Genomic DNA, 15797 nt, shown 5'->3' with positions numbered 1-15797 from the left:
CCTCGGGCCGCTGCGCAGGATGATGCATGCCCCACACAAGTTGAGGAGACCTCCGCCATGGGCCCAGCCCCTGCGCCGACCGGCCCCGGCTCGGAGTCCGAGCCGACCGGGCCCGGACGTACGCACTGGCTGCACGTGGCCCGTGAGACGGCGGACGACCTCGCCACGGACGCGGTGGCCAGGGACCAGGCCGGCAAGCCCCCGTTCGACGAGGTGGCCCGGCTGCGCGAGTCGGGCCTGCTGACGCTCCTGATACCGGCCGGGCTCGGGGGTGGCGGCGAGGACTGGCCCACGGCGTACTCCGTGGTCCGGGAGATCGCCGCGGCCGACGGCGCGATCGGCCAACTGCTCGGCTGTCACTACTTCATGTCGTGGAGCGCCCGGTTCTTCACCGAACCGGCCCTCGCCGCCCGGCTTGAGCAGCGCTCCGCCGCGGAGCAGTGGTGTTGGGGCGGTGGTCTGGCGCGGCAGGAACCGGCTCTGTCGCTCGCCAGGAACGCGCAGGGGTATGTGCTGAACGGCCGGCAGAGCTACGCCGCCGGCGTCCTGGTCGCCGACCGTCTCGCCGTGCGGGCGGTGCGGGCCGACACCGGCGAGCCGCTGGCCGTCGTGGTCGATCCCTCGCTCCCGGGCGTGGTGATCGACGGCGACGCCGACCCGTTCGGGCAGCGGCTCGCGGCGGGCGGAAGCGCGGAGTTCGACGCCGTACCGATCGCGGCCGGCGATGTGCTGGGCTCCCTGGCCGCGGACGAGGACGTGCTGTCGCCCCGCACCGCTCTGCTCTCACCGGTCGGGCGTCTTCTCTCGGTGCAGCTCCGTCTCGGCATGGCCGAGGGGGTGCTCGCCGAGGCCCGTGAGTACAGCAGGACCGGCCACTCCCACTGGCACCCGGACTGGCCGGTCGGCTCGCCGCAGGACCCGCAGGTGCTGACCGCGTACGGGGAACTCACGGTGCTCACCCGCTCGGCGTCCGCGCTCGCCGACCAGGCGCGGGATGCCGTGCACGGGGGGCTGGCACACGGCGAGGACCTCGGCTACGAGGAGTACGCGGAGATCTCCGTCCTCGTGGCCATGGCCGAAGCCGCCGCGTCCAAGGCCGTGCAGGAGTCCACGGCCCGCGCTCTCGACATCATCGGTGTCCGCTCCGCGTCCGCGCGGCTGGGCTTCGACCGCTTCTGGCGCAATGCCCGCACCCACACCCTGTACGAGCCCGTCGCCCACCGGCTCCGTGATGTCGGGGACTACTTCCTCAACGGCGCGCACCCTCCTTTCGTCCTGCCTGTGTAACCCTCGCCGGCCTGCTCGACGGCGATTGTGAACAGCGCGCTTCACTCTGATGTCGCCTGCCCGATCGCCGTTGACCCGGCCGGATTTCGCTGCGATTCTCCTTCTCGTGAGCAATTTCGGGAACCACTGTCCCCGCTCCCTCTGACAGTCGACCACCACGGCCGTTTCGCCGTCCTCGTCGTCGACCGATTTCTCGCCGGTTTTTTCCTGCCGAGTTTCCCCAGAAGGCATTCAGGCCCTCTCCCCTGCTTTCGAATGGACCTTTTCCATGGCCACGACGGCATCGACCCGACGCCAATTCCTCTCCCTGCTCGGTCTTTCGGCGGTGGCGGTGGGCTGTGGCACGACCGCCGGTGCCACGTCCGGCAAGGGCGGGACCAAGACGCTCCGCTACCAGGGCTGGGCCGGACAGGTCATCCTGCCGGAGCTGGCCGAGGACCTCGGCTATCTCGGGGACGTGAAGCTGGACTGGGTCGGCAACACCATCAGCGGGCCGCAGGACATCCAGTCCGCGGCGACCGGCCAGATCGACTTCGGCGGCGCGTTCAACGGCGCGGTCGTCAAACTGGCCGCGAACAAGGCCCCCATCAAGGCCGTCATCAGCTACTACGGCGCCGACAAGGACGCCTACAACGGCTTCTACGTCCTTGAGGACAGCCCCCTGCGCTCGGCCCGGGACCTGCTCGGCAGGAAGGTAGGGATGAACACCCTCGGAGCCCACTCCGAGGCCATGCTCGACATCTGGCTGCAGCGGGGCGGTCTGTCGGGGTCGGACATCGGCAAGGTCGAGCCGCTGGTCGTCCCGCCGGTCAACACCGAGCAGACCCTGCGTCAGAAGCAGATCGACGTGGCCGTCCTCGGCGGGCTCCTGCGCGACAAGGCCCTGGCCACCGGAGGCATCCGCCCCCTGTTCACCGACTACCAGCTGCTCGGCGCGTTCAGCGCCGGCACCTATGTGATGACCGACCGCTTCCTGCGGCAGAACCCCGACACCGCACGGACCTTCGTCACCGGCGTCGGAAAGGCCATCGAATGGGCCCGTTCCACTCCACGCGAGGAAGTCGTCGCCCGGATGACGGACATCGTGAAGAAGCGCGGCCGCAACGAGGACCCCGCGCCCCTGAAGTACTGGCGGTCCACGGGCGTCGCCGAGAAGGCGGGCCGTATCACCGGCAAGGAACTCCAGCTGTGGGTCGACTGGCTGACCGAGCGCGGCGACATCAAGAAGGACCAGGTCACGTTGTCGGACCTCTACACCAACGAATTCAACGCCGGCGGGAGCTGACCAGCGTGACGGAATCCACCACACCGAAGATCGAATTCGAGAACGTGTCGAAGGAATTCACCGTCAAGGACCGGAAGGGGGCACGGCAGACCACCCGTTTTACCGCACTCGACGGAATCGACCTGCGGATCGCGGCCGGCGAGTTCGTCGTCCTCGTCGGTCCCAGCGGCTGCGGGAAGTCGACCCTGCTGGATCTGCTCGGCGGTCTCACCCGGCCCTCCGGCGGACGCATCCTGCTGGACGGGCGTCCCGTCGACGGACCGGGCCTGGACCGCGGCATCGTGTTCCAGCAGTACGCGCTGCTGCCCTGGCGCACGGCGCAGGGCAACGTCGAGTTCGGCCTGGAGGCCACCGGCGTCCCGCGCCGTCAACGCGCCGCACGGGCACGGGAGTTCCTCGACCTGGTCGGCCTGACCGGATTCGAGGACCGCCATCCGCACGAGCTGTCGGGCGGCATGCGGCAGCGCGTGGCGATCGCCCGCAGTCTCGCCTACGACCCCGATGTGCTGCTGATGGACGAGCCGTTCGCCGCGCTGGACGCCCAGACCCGCGAGTCGCTCCAGGACGAGCTGCTGCGCATCTGGCAGCGCACCGGCAAGACCGTCGTCTTCATCACGCACGGCATCGACGAGGCCGTCTACCTGGGGCAGCGCGTCGCCGTCATGACGTCCAGGCCGGGCCGCGTCAAGCAGATCGTGCCGGTCGCCCTCGGCTCCCGGGACGCGACGGACGACCTGCGCTCCAGTCCCGAGTTCGCACGCCACCGGCACGAGATCTGGTCGCTGCTGCACGACGAGGTCGCAAGGGCCCAGCAGTTGGAGAAGGAGGCGGCCGCCGTATGAGTTCGGCCATCGACACGGTCACCGAGAAGAGCACGACGTCCGGCTCCACCGAGCTCGCCTCGATCCCCTCCCCCGGGGTGTCGCCGCCGCAGGCGCGCCGGGTCCCCGTCACGACGGCCCGGGTGCGCCGGGTGGTGCGCCGGCTGCCGGAACTGCTGGTGAGCGGGGCGACCAGGTCAGCGGCGATCGTGGCTCTGCTGCTGGTGTGGGAGACCGCGCCGCGCCTGGGGCTGGTCGACCGGACGTTCCTGCCGCCGTTCAGCGAGGTCGCCCGCGCCTGGTGGGAGCTGGCCGCCGACGGCTCGCTCGCCGACAACACCTGGGCCAGCCTGGTGCGTTCGTTCAGCGGCTTCGGGCTCGCCGTGGCGGTCGCCGTGCCGCTCGGACTGCTGATCGGGTGGTACCGGCCGGTGGCCGACTTCCTCGGCCCGCTGCTGGAGGTCTTCCGCAACACCGCGGCGCTGGCCTTGCTGCCGGTGTTCGTGCTGCTGCTGGGCATCGGCGAGACCTCGAAGATCTCGATCGTGCTGTACGCCTGCACCTGGCCGATCCTGCTCAACACCATCAGCGCGGTCCGGGGCGTCGACCCGACGCTGCTGAAGCTGGCGAGGTCGATGGACCTGTCCGCGCCCCGGCTGTTCCAGAAGGTCATCCTGCCGTCCGCGGTACCGGTCGTCTTCACCGGCATCCGGCTGGCCGGAGCGGTCTCCATCCTGGTGCTCGTCGCCGCCGAGATGATCGGCGCCAAGGCGGGTCTGGGCTATCTGATCAACGCCTCGCAGTACAACTTCGCGATCCCGCAGATGTACGCGGGCATCGTCACGATCTCCGCCATCGGAGTGGTTTTCAACCAGTTCCTCGTGGCGGTGGAGCGACGGCTCAGCTCCTGGCGGCTGCCGGCGGACGGCTGACCGGGCGCGCCCGGCGGAAACCCACCCCCCACTTCTCACTGGCACCTCTGAAAGGACACCGCTCATGACCACCAGCACCGGCTTCGACATTCGCAGGATCGGCGGCCGCATCGGCGCCGAGATCCTCGGCGTGGACCTCTCCGGCGACCTCGACCCCGCCCTCGTCTCCGAGATCAACTCCGCGCTTCTGGAGCACAAGGCGCTCGTCTTCCGCGACCAGAACCTCGACGACGCGGGCCAGCTCCGCTTCGCCTCCCTCTTCGGTGAACTCACCGCGGCGCACCCCACGGTGCCCTCCGTCGAGGGCCAGCCGCAGATCCTGCCCGTCGACGGCGACGAGGGCATCCGCGCCAACCAGTGGCACACGGACGTCACCTTCGTCCGCACACCCCCCAAGGCCTCGACGCTGCGCAGCATCGTGGTCCCGCCCTACGGCGGCAACACCCTCATCGCCAACTCGGCCGCCGCGTACCGGGATCTGCCCGAGCCGCTGCGCGAGCTGGCCGACAAGCTGTGGGCCGTCCACACCAACGACTACGACTACGCCGCCCCGAAGAGCGAGAAGGCGGCCGAACACCGCAAGCGGTTCGTCTCCCGCAAGTACCGCACCGCGCACCCGTTCGTCCGCGTCCACCCCGAGACCGGCGAACGGGGCCTGTTCATCGGCGGGTTCGCCCAGAGCATCGTCGGCCTGAGCCCGTCCGACTCGCGTGATCTGCTGCGCCTCTTCCAGGCGTACGTCACCCGCCCGGAGAACATCGTGCGCGTCGTCTGGACGCCGGGCGACGTCGTCCTGTTCGACAACCGCATCACCCAGCACTACGCCCCCGACGACTACGGCGACCTGCCCCGGCTGCTCCACCGTGTGACCGTCGCGGGCGATGTCCCCGTCGGTATCGACGGCACCCTCAGCCGGGTCGTCGAGGGGGACGACGCCTCCCACTACACCCCCGCGGTGGCCTGAGCCGCCCCGGCCGCGGGGAGGGGCACACGTCCCCTCCCCGCGGCTGCGCACGCCGAACGTTCCCCGGGCGGGCGGCGTCATAGCGGTGGCCGTCTTCGAAGGGACCACCGCCATGACCGCCGTATCTCTCGCCGCCCGTGCCGTACTGATCGGCGGAGTGATCTGCGCGGCCGCCGGCTGCGGCACGGACACGCCGGCCGGTACACGGGCGCCGGGCCGCGCACCCTGGCAGGAGCCCGCCTCGTACACCTACACGCTCCGCTCCAGTGAGGGAGAGCGGAGTCTGCTCGGCACCTTCCGGATCTCGGTCCGCGACGGTGCCGTGGTCAGGTCGGTGGGCCTCGACGACATGGGCCGACGCGCCCTGGAAAGCGCCCCCGACGCGGCGCCCACCCTCGGGGAACTCCTGAAGGAGCTGGAGCGGGCTCGGCAGGAGGACGCCCACACGGCCGAGGCGGACTACGCCGCCGACGGTCACCCGGTGCGGATATCCCTGGACCGGGAGGAGAACGCGGTCGACGACGAGGCCCGCTACGTCATCAGCTCCTATGAGCGGACGGACGCCTGACGCCGGCCTCACCGAAACGCGGCCACGTGCTGCCGGGCCCATGCCGCGAAGGTGCGAGGGGCGCGGCCGAGGACCCGTTCGATGTCGGGGCTGATCCGCTGCTCGGCGGGCGTGGGCTCACCGAGGATGGCGAGCGTCGTCTCGATGACGGCCTCGGGCATGAACCGGAGCATCTGGTATCGGGCCTCCTCACGGGTCTGCTCGATGAAGCGGACCGGTTCGCCGAGCGCGTCCGCGATCGACGCGGCCCGTTGCCTCGGTGTGCCGAGCTCGGGCCCGGTCAGCTCGTACGTCCGGCCGGCGTGCCCGCTCTCACGCAGCGCCACGGCGGCCGACTCGGCGATGTCGCCCGGGTCCACCGTGGGCAGGCCGATGTCGGCGAACGGCGCGGCGACGGTCCTGTCGGTGCGTACCGACTCGGCCCAGGCGAACATGTTGGAATGGAAGCCGCCGGGGCGCAGGACGGTCCAGTCCAGGCCCGACTGCCGTACGGCGTCCTCGATGGCGCGTGCCGTTCCACCGTGCGAGGCCGACTCAGGCCGGGTGGCGACTCCTTGTGAGGACAGCAGTACGACGCGCTTCACTCCGCCGGCCTTGGCGACGTCCAGGATGTGCCGGGGGTTCAGCAGAGGGGCGCTGGGCCCGCCGTTCTGCAGGAACAGCGCGTCGGCGCCGTCGAGCAGCGGGCGAAGGCTCTCGGCGTCGGTGAGGTCGGCCTTGCGATGCCGGACGCCCTCCGGAACATCCGCTTCGGTGATGCTCCGAGATGTCGCGGTCACCGGCTCACCGGCCGCCGCGAGGGTCCGCATGAGCGAACTGCCGACATTGCCCGTCGCCCCCGTCACTACGAACATGAGTAACTCCCCTTGTGTGCACAGTGGTTGATGCCGCCCGTAGGCCGGGCGGGACAGGGGGACGCTAACACCGGAAGTAAAGTAGGTACCTACAGGAAAGTGACTGTCCGAGGGGGAAGCGCATGGCCGACGACGCCGCACCGACCGCGTCCGACACGACGACCGAGCCGGTGCTCGCCTGCCCGATCTCGCCGGTCGTCGACATCGTCTTCAGCCGGTGGACCACACCTGTCCTGTGGACCCTGCACGCCCACGGCCGGCAGCGCTTCGTGGAACTGCAGCGGCGCATCGCCCGCATCACCCCGAAGGTGCTGACCCAGCGACTGCGCCAACTGGAGCGCGACGGTCTGATCGTGCGTACGTACCACCCGGAGGTGCCCCCTCGCGTCGAGTACGAGATCAGCGAACTCGGCCGCAGCCTCGCCCCGCTCTTCGCGCATCTCTCCGAGTGGGCGGCCGGCAACCTGGACAAGGTCGACCGGGCCCGCCGCGAGTACGACGGCGACCCGGCTCGCTAGTCCGCCGCCCTACCGGCCCGAGAGACCGCGCGTGACCAGGCCGAGCGCGTCCGCGAGGTGGTCGCGATGTCCGTCCAGCGCTTCCGGGGTGATGCCCCGATCGGCCGTTTCCCGGGCGAAGTCGTCGGCCGCGACCTTGAGTACGGCGCTCATGACGGCGGCCTGCACGCGGACGTCGAACGTGTCGGGCCGCATGCCCATGCGTGCGGCGAGCACCTCGGTGAACGTCTTCTCCGCACGCTCCCGGAGCGCCAGATAGGCGGCGCGCAGCGCGGGTTCGTCGTGGGTGAGCCGGACCACCGCGAGAACGGCCTCGACATCGGCGCCTGACGACGAGTCGATGACCGGCCGATAGGCCGTACGCAGGTGCTCGATCAGGCCGAGGTCGGACGGCCAGGCGTGCAACACCCCCCGGAAGGCGTCGATCATCTGCGTGAGCAGCGGCTCGACACAGCTCTCCTTGGTGGGGAAGCAGCGCCACAGCGTGCGTTCGGAGACCCCGGCGGCTTTCGCGATCTGCTCGCCGGACGTGGCGGCCACGCCCTGCTCGGCGAAGAGCCGGACGGCATGACGGGAGATGTCCAGGCGTTGCCGCCCGCGTTGCTCCTCGCTCACCGGCGGCCGTCCCCGGCGGGGCGCGCGCCCGCCGTCCGCCATGAAGTCCTCCATCAGGCGATCTAAACATGCCCGCGACAAGGGAGGACTGACCGAAACTTTAATGACAGTTACTGCCAACAAACTGCTACGGTCGGGGCGGCTCGAAGATCGCATGCGGAGATCACAGGAGGAACGCCGTGAGCGTTGCCGCCGAGCGTCAGCAACTGCCCTTCGCGAGGCCGAACGTGCTCGACCTCGCCCCTCTGTACGACGTGCTGCGCCGGGAGGCGCCCGTCACGCCTGTCACCACCCCGGCCGGGGATCCCGCCTGGCTGGTCACCCGCTTCGAGGAGGTCCGCGACCTGCTCAGCGACAAGCGCCTCGGCCGCTCCCATCCCGAACCGGAACGTGCCTCACGCCTGACGTCCGCCGCCGTACTGGACGGCCCCACCGGCAACTACGCCACCGAGGAGGCCGACCACACACGGATGCGCCGGCTGCTGACCCCGGCGTTCTCGGCCAAGCGGATGCGGATGCTGACCGATCACGTCCAGCACCTGGTCGACGACTGTGTCGACCGGCTGATCACCGAGCACGCGTCCGCCCCGGACGGGGTCGTCGATCTGCAGGCCGGCCTGGCCTTTCCGCTGCCGGTCGCGGTCATCTGCCGGCTGCTCGGGGTGCCCGAGAGCGACCGTGAACACTTCGCCTCACTGTCGGAGCGCATGTCCGACTACGCCATCGGCGACGCGGCCCACGAGGCGCGGGACGAGTTCAACGCGTACATGACGGGACTCGCCGAGTCCAAACGCGGGCAGCCGGGCGAGGACGTGATCTCGGACCTGGTCCGTGCGCAGAGCACCGACGCGGACTACGACTACGCCGACATGATCCAGCTCTGTGTCGGGCTGCTGTTCGCCGGGCACGAGACCACCGTCAACCGCATCGGCCTGGGCACGCTCTTCCTGCTCACCCGTCCCGACCAGTGGCAGAACCTGACCGCCGACCCTGACGGCCGGGTCAACGCCACCGTCGAGGAGATCATGCGCCTCGGCGCACCCGGCGACCTCGGCCTGCTGCGGTACGCCCACACCGATGTCGATGTCGCCGGTGTCACCATCCGGCGCGGCGACGCCGTGGTCCTGTCGATCAACGCCGCCAACCGCGACTCCTCCGTCTACTCCGACGCCGAGACCTTCGATCCCGACCGCCCCGAACGCAACCACCTCGGTTTCGGCCACGGCGTGCACTTCTGCATCGGCGCGAGTCTGGCCCGTGTCGAACTGCGCATCGTGTTCGCCACCCTGGCGCGTCGGCTGCCCGGTCTGCGGCTGGCCAAGGAGCTGGACGAGCTGGAGGTGCGCACGACCCTCACCGGCGGTGTCACCGAGTTGCCCGTGACCTGGTGATTTCCTGAGGTGACCCCGTGTCAGTGCGACTCGCGGGTCACCTCGGAGCCGCTGGAGCCCACGAGGAAGTCGAGATCGGCGCCCGTGTCGGCCTGGAGGACATGGTCCACGTAGAGGCGCTCCCAGCCGCGCCGGGGGTTGGCGAAGCCGGCGACGGTGGCCTTGCCGGGGCTTCTGCGGGCGAGTTCGTCCGCGGGCACGTCGACGTCGATGCGGCGGGCGTCGACGTCGAGCGTGATGAAGTCGCCGGTCCGTACGAGGCCGAGCGGACCCCCGGCCGCGGCCTCGGGCGCGACGTGCAGGACGACCGTGCCGTAGGCCGTGCCGCTCATCCGGCCGTCGCAGACGCGGACCATGTCACGCACCCCCTGCTCCAGCAGCTTCTTCGGCAGGGGCATGTTCGACACCTCGGGCATGCCCGGATAGCCCTTGGGACCGCAGCCGCGCAGGACGAGAACGGAGTCGGCGTCGACGTCGAGTCCGGGGTCGTCGATCCGGGCGTGGAAGTCCTCAATGCTGTCGAAGACGACGGCCCGGCCCCGGTGCCGGAGCAAGTGCGGGGAGGCGGCGGCCGGTTTCACGAGGGCGCCGTCGGGGGCGAGGTTGCCGCGCAGGACGGCGATGCCGCCCTCGGCGACCAGCGGTTCGGCACGGGTGCGGATGACCTCGCCGTCCCAGATCTCGGCGCCGTCGAGGAAGTCGGCCAACGGCCTGCCGGTGACGGTCAGCGCCTCGGGATCCAGCAGATCGCGCACCTCGCGCAGGACGGCGAGCAGCCCGCCGGCGCGATGGAAGTCCTCCATGAGGAAACGCCCGGCCGGCTGGAGGTCCACCAGGACCGGCACCCGGGAGCCGATGCGGTCGAAGTCGTCGAGCGAGAGGTCGATGCCCAACCGGCCCGCGATGGCCAGGAGATGGACGACGGCGTTGGTCGAGCCACCGATCGCGGCCAGCGCGACGATCGCGTTCCGGAAGGACGCCCCGGTCAGGAACGTCCCGGGTCGCCGATCGGCGCCCACCATGTCCACCGCCAGCCGGCCCGTGCGGTGGGCGGCCTCCAGCAGACGGCTGTCCGGGGCGGGGGTGCCGGCCAGGCCGGGGAGCACGGTGCCCAGCGCCTCGGCCACCAGCGCCATCGTCGAGGCCGTGCCCATGGTGTTGCAGTGTCCGCGGCTGCGGATCATCGCCGACTCGGAGCGGGCGAACTGCTCCTGGGAAAGCGTGCCCGCCCGGACCTCCTCCGACAGCTTCCACACGCCGGTGCCGCAGCCCAGCAGGCCGCCGCGGAAGGTGCCGTTCAGCATGGGGCCGCCGGGAACCACGACCGCGGGCAGGTCCACCGAGGCCGCGGCCATCAGCAGCGACGGGATCGTCTTGTCGCAGCCGCCGAGCAGGACCACGCCGTCGACGGGGTTGGCCCTGAGCATCTCCTCCGTGGCCATCGCGGCCATGTTCCGCCACAGCATGGCGGTGGGCCGCACCTGCGTCTCCCCCAGCGACACCACGGGCAGGTCCAGCGGGATGCCGCCCGCCTCGTACACGCCGCCCCGGACCGAGGCCGCGACCTCGTTCAGATGCGCGTTGCAAGGAGTCAGGTCCGAGGCGGTGTTGGCGATCGCGATCTGAGGCCGGCCCGCGAAGGCGTCGTCCGGCACTCCGCGCCGCATCCAGGCCCGGTGTATGTAGGCGTTGCGGTCCTGTCCCTCGTACCACTGCGCGCTGCGGAGCCTCTCCATGGAACCCTTCCGATAGACGGTACGGAGGTCTGAGTTCCGGAACGTGATCAAGCATAAGCAGCCGGTGCGCGGATCGACAGACCCCGTCGAGCGCGTCAGAAACCCGTCAATATTCGCCCGCGGGGCGCCAGAACCCCGTCAGCGGGGGCCACAGAGCCCTGACGGCCGCCTATTTTCAGGGCATGGAACGGAGCTCACCGGCGGCCCCGGTCGGCGACCGCCACTGGCGTGACGGTGCGCGGCTCGCGGTGTGCTGCACGCTGGTGTTCTGTGCCATGTGCCTGCTCGTCGACTGGGACGCCGGAAGCCTGACGCTCACGCGTGCCCTGCTCTGGGGCGTCCTGTCGGCCACGGTGCTCGGCGTCCTGCTGCCGCCGCAGGTGAGCGCGGGCCCCGGCTGGCTGGCGGTACGCACCCCCTGGCGCCGGATCGTCATCCGCACGGACGCGCTGACGGCCGTACGTCAGTACGACGGCGTCTCCTCCCACCTGGTCCTGCGGGACGTCCACGGCCGGCGCCTGGAACTCGACCCCCGGATCCTCGCGGCCAACCCGCTGCTCTGGCACGAACTCGACACGGGCGTCCGCCGCTCCCTGGAGCGTGGCACGCTGCGCCACGGCGCGGATGTCCTGGAGCGGCTCGGCCACCGCATCGACGACGAGACGGGGCACGCGGTGTTCCGGGCCTCCGGGCTCTCCTGACTCCGGCGGCGCTTTCGGGGGCCCGGCCGAGCGCCGGTGCACCTCCCCGGCGCGTGACAGCTCCGGGTCTCTCATCCCTCACACGATGGGTTTGTCCGGGTTCCCCTGGCCTCGTCCGGTTCTGGGATGCGTAACTGCTTGACCGGGGGCGGGAATTCCGCCTCCGCGACCGGAGGTGACCGCTGTGAACGAAGCGCTCATGGCCATGGAGACCGTGGACTTCTACGAGCCGCCGCTGCTGGCCGAGGCCGGGGCGTACGCCGACCTCACCCAGGGCGAGGGAGGCGGCGAGCCCGAAGGCGAGTTCTTCTACCACGACGAGTGACCCACACCCTCGTACCGGTCCGTGGCTCTCACGCCGCGGGCCGGTACCCGGTCCGCCCCCACGTGGTCACCCACCCCCTCTTGGAGAGGCCCATGCACTCCACCCCGGGCTGCTGGTTCGTCGTTCTCCCCGACCGGGACCTCCACCCCCGCGTCATGGCCCGACTCCGGGAAACCGCCCGCCCGGACACGCTCCGGGTCGTGCCGCATCCCTCCGGCCGGCCGTGGCTGGCCGGCCGCTGGACCGGCGAGGAGATGACCGTCTGCACCGCCGGTGCGGTACGGCTGGCCGTCGCCGGCACCTGCTCGCTCGACGCCGGACAACTCGCCGTACGGGCCCGGCGGATCGGCGATCCTGCGCACATCGAGGCGGCCCTGTCGGGCGCCCACGGCTGTTTCCATGTCATCGCCTCGGTCGCCGGGCACACGTATGTGCGGGGCAGTCACTCGGGGCAGCGGAGGGTGTTCCGGGCCGAGGTGGAGGGGGGCACGGTGTGCGCCGACCGCTCCCTGACGCTCGCCCGGCTGACCGGAGCCGCGCCGGACACCGCGCGGCTGGCCCTGCACCTGGCCGGTGGCCGCGTCCCGCACCCGCTCGCCGGGGGTGCGCTGTGGGGCGGGGTGTACGGCGTGCAGCCGGGGCAGGCCCTGGAGTCGGGGCCGGACGGCAGGGTGCGTACCCGCGTCTGGTGGCAGCCGCCCGTGGCCGAACTGCCGCCGGCCGAGGCCGCCGCCGGTCTCAGGGAGGCACTGCGCCGGGCGGTCGCGCTGCGGGTCGGCTCCGGTGAGGTGGCGGGTGCGGATCTGTCCGGCGGTATGGATTCCACCTCCCTGTGCTTCCTGGCCGCCGAGGCGGGCGCGCGGCTGGTCGCCGTCACTCTGGACTGGAGCGCGCCCACCAACCAGGACCGCGCCTACGCGGACCACGCCGCCGCCCGTCTGCCCGGCATCGAGCATCTGGTGTTCCCTTCCGCGGATCTGCCGGGTCACTTCAGCGGCCTCGACGTACGCGGTGAGCCCACCGACGAGCCGACGGCGGCGCCGCGCGACCGGGCACAACAGCGGCACCTGGCCGAGGCCATGCTCACGCGCGGGGCCGGACTGCGGCTGTCGGGGCACGGCGGGGACCAAGTCGTGCAGCCGCCGCCCGCCTATCTGCACGCGCTGCTGCGGCATTCGCCGACGACCGGGCTCAGGCACGCCGCCGGGCGTCGCGCGCGGCACCGATGGCCGCTCGGGGCGATGGTGCGCGCCCTGGTGGACGGCCGCTCGTACGCGGCGTGGCTCACCCAGGCCGCAGAGCACCTGATCGCGCCGGCGGCACCGACCCCGCTGGGCTGGGGCCCGGGCCCGCGGCTCCCGGCGTGGGCGAGCGCACAGGCGGTCGAGCTCTGCCGCGAGCAGTTGCGGGCGGCGGCGCACCGGGCCGAGCCGCTGCACCGCGACCGTGGCCGGCACGCTTGGATCGCCATGGTGCGCCAGGCAGGCCGGGCCGCCGGGCCCCTCAGCCACCGCGCAGCGCTCGCGGGCCTGCCCGCCCATACGCCGTTCTGCGACGACGCCGTCATCGACGCCGCTCTCGCCGCACGCCCGCACGAGGCGTCGACCCCGTGGTCGTACAAGCCGCTGCTCGCCGCCGCCATGAACGGACTGGTCCCCGACCACATCCTGTGCCGGACCACCAAGGACCACTGCGGGGCCGAGTGGCGGGAGGGCCTGCGGCGACAGCGGCGCACCCTGGCCGCCTGGGCCGAGGACTCCCGGCTGGTGGCCGCGGGCGTGGCCGACGCCGATGAGCTGCGCCGGGCACTGCTCTCGCCGCAACTCCTCACCGGCGGGGCCCCGGAACTGGAGGCCACCCTCGGCGCGGAAGCGTGGCTGCGCGACCTGGAACACCACGATGCCCGACACGACGCACAGGAGAAGGACGTTGCACCGACTTCGCCCTGATGTCACCGCCTGCGCCACCGGCGACGGCATGGTGCTGCTCGACGAGCGCACCGGCCGGTACTGGCAGCTCAACGGCACCGGCGCACTCGTCGTCACGGCGCTCCTCGACGGCGCCGCACCGGACGAGGTGGCCGACCGCCTCGCCTCGACCCGCCCGGTGAACCGTGAGCGCGCCGCCGCCGACGTCACCGCCCTGCTCGACCACCTCCTCAAGGAAGCGCTGGTGACCGCCTCGTGAGCCAGGTCCTGGACACCGGCGGCGTCCGGCCGCCGGTGAGCCGCCGTATCGCCGCCCGCACCGCCGTCGCCGCCGCCCGGCTCATCGCGCTCCTGCCGCCCCGCCGCATCCGCACCGCCCTGCGCCTGGCCCGCCGCGGCGCCCGGCCTGCCCGCTACGACGAGGCGCTCCGGGCCCGGCAGGACGTGACCGCCGTCAGCACCCTGTGCGCGGGCCGCTACTGCCTCCCACGCTCCCTGGCCACCGCCTTGCTGTGCCGGATGCGGGGCCACTGGCCCACCTGGTGCTCCGGGGTGCGCACCGCACCCTTCGCCGCCCACGCCTGGGTGGAGGCGGACGGCCGCCCCGTCGGTGAACCCCCGGACACCGCCGCCTACCGGACGCTGATCACGGTGGAGGCGCCGCACGACGGGACAGATCGTCCCGGGAGTGCCGCCGCCATTCGCTGGGGCTGGTGCCGTAGGTCTCGCGGAAGCGGCGGGAGAAGTGGGCGGGATGAGCGAAGCCCCAGGAGCGGGCGATGGCTTCCACCGTGCGATGGGCCTGTTCCGCCGCTGCCAGGTCCTCGCGGGCGCCCTCGAGACGACGGCGGATGACCCATTTCTCGAGGCTCAGTCCGCCTTCCTCGCACAACCGGTAGAGGGTGCGCACGGAGATGCCGTGCGCCCGGGCGACGCGCTGCGGTGTGAGATCCGGCTCGGTGAGATGTGCGCGCAGATAGGCCAGGACCCGGGTGAACAGGGTCTCCCGCGCCACCTCCCGGCGCGTGGGATCGTCTCCGGCGGCCGAGACGATCAGAGCCCGGGTGAGGTGCACGGTCGCGGCGGCGAGGGCTTCCGCCTCGGGGCCGCCGCTGAACCGGTCCGCGTGCCGGCGCAGCCCGCGGATGTGCTGCACCAGCAGCGGTTCGACGGGGCTGTGGTGCAACAGCGGGACGGCGGCCCGCACCGTGTCGACGGGCAGGGCGAGATGGGCGATGTCGAGCGAGAAGGCCACCGAGCGGCCGGTGCCCGACCATCCGTACTCGTGTGAGGCGACCATGTGGGGACTCAGGCCGACGCCGTCCGGCCCCAGCCGCCGCTGATATCCGTCGCAGCCGTAGGCCCCCGTGCCGAACCCTTCGGCCTGCGTCATGATCGAGACGGTGTCCACCAGTTCGCGGCGCGTCTTGCGATAGGAGCGCACGAAGCGCGCCCCCGTGCCGCGGGTGTCGAACAGGGTGAGGGGACCGATGTGCCAGACCTCCAGCCGCTTCCACATCGTCGGCGCCGGTTCGTCCTCCTCGACGACGTCGACTCCGCCCTCCCGCGCGACCACGGTGCGCAGAGCCTCGTAGCGGTCGGCGGCGGGTAAGCCGTCGGTGTCGAGAACCAGCACGGCGCCTCCCAGGCTGCGGTAGCGGCCCGTCGCCGCTGCTTCCCCGAGGAGAAGTCTGCGGCGTGCGAGCCACTCGCGACAAAGGTGGGTTCATCGGACACCTGACTCGGCGGCTCCGTTACGCGGTCCACCGTCGGGTGCGATGCCCGAGAGCGTCGTGGCACAGAGGGGCAAGGCTCCGGCACACAGGGCACAGCCGCCGGGTCGGCGCCCGTGCGATGCTCCCCTTCACCACT

16 protein-coding genes and 1 pseudogene are annotated in these 15797 nt (G+C 71.6%); 13 read left to right on the top strand and 4 right to left on the bottom strand.

Annotated features, from left to right (window positions below; genetic code table 11):
• Positions 1 to 57 precede the first annotated feature (57 nt).
• From KJK29_RS37145 to KJK29_RS37120, 6 genes are all read left to right on the top strand, one after another.
• On the top strand, positions 58 to 1287 hold the full coding sequence (locus tag KJK29_RS37145; RefSeq protein WP_215123759.1) for an acyl-CoA dehydrogenase family protein: 1230 nt from the start codon (positions 58 to 60) through the stop codon (positions 1285 to 1287).
• Positions 1288 to 1555: 268 nt separating this feature from the next.
• Positions 1556 to 2572 carry an ABC transporter substrate-binding protein gene (locus KJK29_RS37140; RefSeq protein ID WP_215123757.1) on the top strand — a complete coding sequence of 339 codons (1017 nt, stop codon included), beginning with the start codon at positions 1556 to 1558 and terminating at the stop codon, positions 2570 to 2572.
• Between the two features lie 5 nt (positions 2573 to 2577).
• Positions 2578 to 3414 (top strand): ABC transporter ATP-binding protein, encoded by an 837-nt coding sequence (locus KJK29_RS37135; RefSeq protein WP_215123749.1) that lies wholly within the window; start codon positions 2578 to 2580, stop codon positions 3412 to 3414.
• Complete coding sequence (locus tag KJK29_RS37130; RefSeq protein WP_215123747.1) at positions 3411 to 4325, top strand: ABC transporter permease; 915 nt, start codon at positions 3411 to 3413, stop codon at positions 4323 to 4325. The genes KJK29_RS37135 and KJK29_RS37130 overlap by 4 nt, the downstream gene beginning before the upstream one ends.
• Positions 4326 to 4389: 64 nt before the next feature.
• Positions 4390 to 5289, top strand: coding sequence for a TauD/TfdA dioxygenase family protein (locus tag KJK29_RS37125; RefSeq protein ID WP_215123746.1), 900 nt, complete (start codon positions 4390 to 4392; stop codon positions 5287 to 5289).
• A 112-nt stretch (positions 5290 to 5401) separates the two neighbouring features.
• On the top strand, positions 5402 to 5857 hold the full coding sequence (locus tag KJK29_RS37120) for a DUF6174 domain-containing protein (RefSeq protein ID WP_215123744.1): 456 nt from the start codon (positions 5402 to 5404) through the stop codon (positions 5855 to 5857).
• An 8-nt stretch (positions 5858 to 5865) separates the two neighbouring features.
• Here the strand turns inward: KJK29_RS37120 and KJK29_RS37115 are convergent, their stop codons facing one another.
• Positions 5866 to 6711 carry an NAD(P)H-binding protein gene (locus tag KJK29_RS37115; RefSeq protein WP_215123742.1) on the bottom strand — a complete coding sequence of 282 codons (846 nt, stop codon included), beginning with the start codon at positions 6709 to 6711 and terminating at the stop codon, positions 5866 to 5868.
• Positions 6712 to 6833: 122 nt separating this feature from the next.
• Between KJK29_RS37115 and KJK29_RS37110 the strand changes: the two genes are divergently transcribed.
• A complete protein-coding gene (locus KJK29_RS37110) occupies positions 6834 to 7229 on the top strand; it encodes a winged helix-turn-helix transcriptional regulator (RefSeq protein WP_215123740.1) in 396 nt (131 codons plus the stop codon).
• A gap of 9 nt (positions 7230 to 7238) precedes the next feature.
• Here the strand turns inward: KJK29_RS37110 and KJK29_RS37105 are convergent, their stop codons facing one another.
• Positions 7239 to 7898: a TetR/AcrR family transcriptional regulator gene (locus KJK29_RS37105; RefSeq protein WP_251058040.1), complete on the bottom strand. Its 660-nt coding sequence runs from the start codon at positions 7896 to 7898 to the stop codon at positions 7239 to 7241.
• Positions 7899 to 8023: 125 nt separating this feature from the next.
• Here KJK29_RS37105 and KJK29_RS37100 point away from each other — a divergent pair, with 125 nt between their 5' ends.
• Entirely contained in the window at positions 8024 to 9235 is a 1212-nt protein-coding gene (locus KJK29_RS37100; RefSeq protein ID WP_215123738.1) for a cytochrome P450, read from the top strand.
• 20 nt (positions 9236 to 9255) lie between these two features.
• Here KJK29_RS37100 and KJK29_RS37095 read toward each other — a convergent pair whose 3' ends face one another.
• A complete protein-coding gene (locus KJK29_RS37095) occupies positions 9256 to 10971 on the bottom strand; it encodes an IlvD/Edd family dehydratase (RefSeq protein ID WP_215123736.1) in 1716 nt (571 codons plus the stop codon).
• 182 nt (positions 10972 to 11153) lie between these two features.
• Between KJK29_RS37095 and KJK29_RS37090 the strand changes: the two genes are divergently transcribed.
• The 5 genes and pseudogenes from KJK29_RS37090 to KJK29_RS37070 all read left to right on the top strand — a co-directional run.
• Positions 11154 to 11672, top strand: coding sequence for a hypothetical protein (locus tag KJK29_RS37090; RefSeq protein WP_215123735.1), 519 nt, complete (start codon positions 11154 to 11156; stop codon positions 11670 to 11672).
• A gap of 184 nt (positions 11673 to 11856) precedes the next feature.
• Positions 11857 to 11997: a lasso RiPP family leader peptide-containing protein gene (locus KJK29_RS37085; protein WP_215123733.1), complete on the top strand. Its 141-nt coding sequence runs from the start codon at positions 11857 to 11859 to the stop codon at positions 11995 to 11997.
• A 92-nt stretch (positions 11998 to 12089) separates the two neighbouring features.
• Positions 12090 to 13946: an asparagine synthase-related protein gene (locus KJK29_RS37080; RefSeq protein ID WP_215123731.1), complete on the top strand. Its 1857-nt coding sequence runs from the start codon at positions 12090 to 12092 to the stop codon at positions 13944 to 13946.
• The gene (locus KJK29_RS37075) at positions 13927 to 14184 is read left to right on the top strand and encodes a lasso peptide biosynthesis PqqD family chaperone (RefSeq protein WP_251058039.1); all 258 of its coding nucleotides are present in this window, start codon (positions 13927 to 13929) and stop codon (positions 14182 to 14184) included. Before KJK29_RS37080 ends, KJK29_RS37075 begins: the two co-directional genes overlap by 20 nt.
• Positions 14181 to 14561: pseudogene (locus tag KJK29_RS37070) on the top strand (lasso peptide biosynthesis B2 protein); the annotation flags it as partial. The gene KJK29_RS37075 and the pseudogene KJK29_RS37070, both read left to right, overlap by 4 nt.
• A gap of 10 nt (positions 14562 to 14571) precedes the next feature.
• On the opposite strand, the gene KJK29_RS37065 reads toward KJK29_RS37070, so the two are convergent.
• Positions 14572 to 15561 (bottom strand): helix-turn-helix domain-containing protein, encoded by a 990-nt coding sequence (locus KJK29_RS37065; protein ID WP_215123727.1) that lies wholly within the window; start codon positions 15559 to 15561, stop codon positions 14572 to 14574.
• Between the last annotated feature and the right edge of the window lie 236 nt (positions 15562 to 15797).

The sequence above is a fragment of the Streptomyces koelreuteriae genome (assembly GCF_018604545.1).
Taxonomy (GTDB): Bacteria; Actinomycetota; Actinomycetes; order Streptomycetales; family Streptomycetaceae; genus Streptomyces; species Streptomyces koelreuteriae.
The sequence above is the reverse complement of the archived record's forward strand: the minus strand, read 5'-3'. Positions and strand labels throughout refer to the sequence as shown.

Coding starts and splice junctions, on each gene's coding strand:
- KJK29_RS37090 (WP_215123735.1), top strand. CDS start 11,154: ATGGAACGGAGCTCACCGGCGGCCCCGGTCGGCGACCGCCACTGGCGT.
- KJK29_RS37105 (WP_251058040.1), bottom strand. CDS start 7,898: ATGGAGGACTTCATGGCGGACGGCGGGCGCGCGCCCCGCCGGGGACGG.
- KJK29_RS37140 (WP_215123757.1), top strand. CDS start 1,556: ATGGCCACGACGGCATCGACCCGACGCCAATTCCTCTCCCTGCTCGGT.
- KJK29_RS37120 (WP_215123744.1), top strand. CDS start 5,402: ATGACCGCCGTATCTCTCGCCGCCCGTGCCGTACTGATCGGCGGAGTG.
- KJK29_RS37125 (WP_215123746.1), top strand. CDS start 4,390: ATGACCACCAGCACCGGCTTCGACATTCGCAGGATCGGCGGCCGCATC.
- KJK29_RS37130 (WP_215123747.1), top strand. CDS start 3,411: ATGAGTTCGGCCATCGACACGGTCACCGAGAAGAGCACGACGTCCGGC.
- KJK29_RS37095 (WP_215123736.1), bottom strand. CDS start 10,971: ATGGAGAGGCTCCGCAGCGCGCAGTGGTACGAGGGACAGGACCGCAAC.
- KJK29_RS37080 (WP_215123731.1), top strand. CDS start 12,090: ATGCACTCCACCCCGGGCTGCTGGTTCGTCGTTCTCCCCGACCGGGAC.
- KJK29_RS37115 (WP_215123742.1), bottom strand. CDS start 6,711: ATGTTCGTAGTGACGGGGGCGACGGGCAATGTCGGCAGTTCGCTCATG.
- KJK29_RS37110 (WP_215123740.1), top strand. CDS start 6,834: ATGGCCGACGACGCCGCACCGACCGCGTCCGACACGACGACCGAGCCG.
- KJK29_RS37145 (WP_215123759.1), top strand. CDS start 58: ATGGGCCCAGCCCCTGCGCCGACCGGCCCCGGCTCGGAGTCCGAGCCG.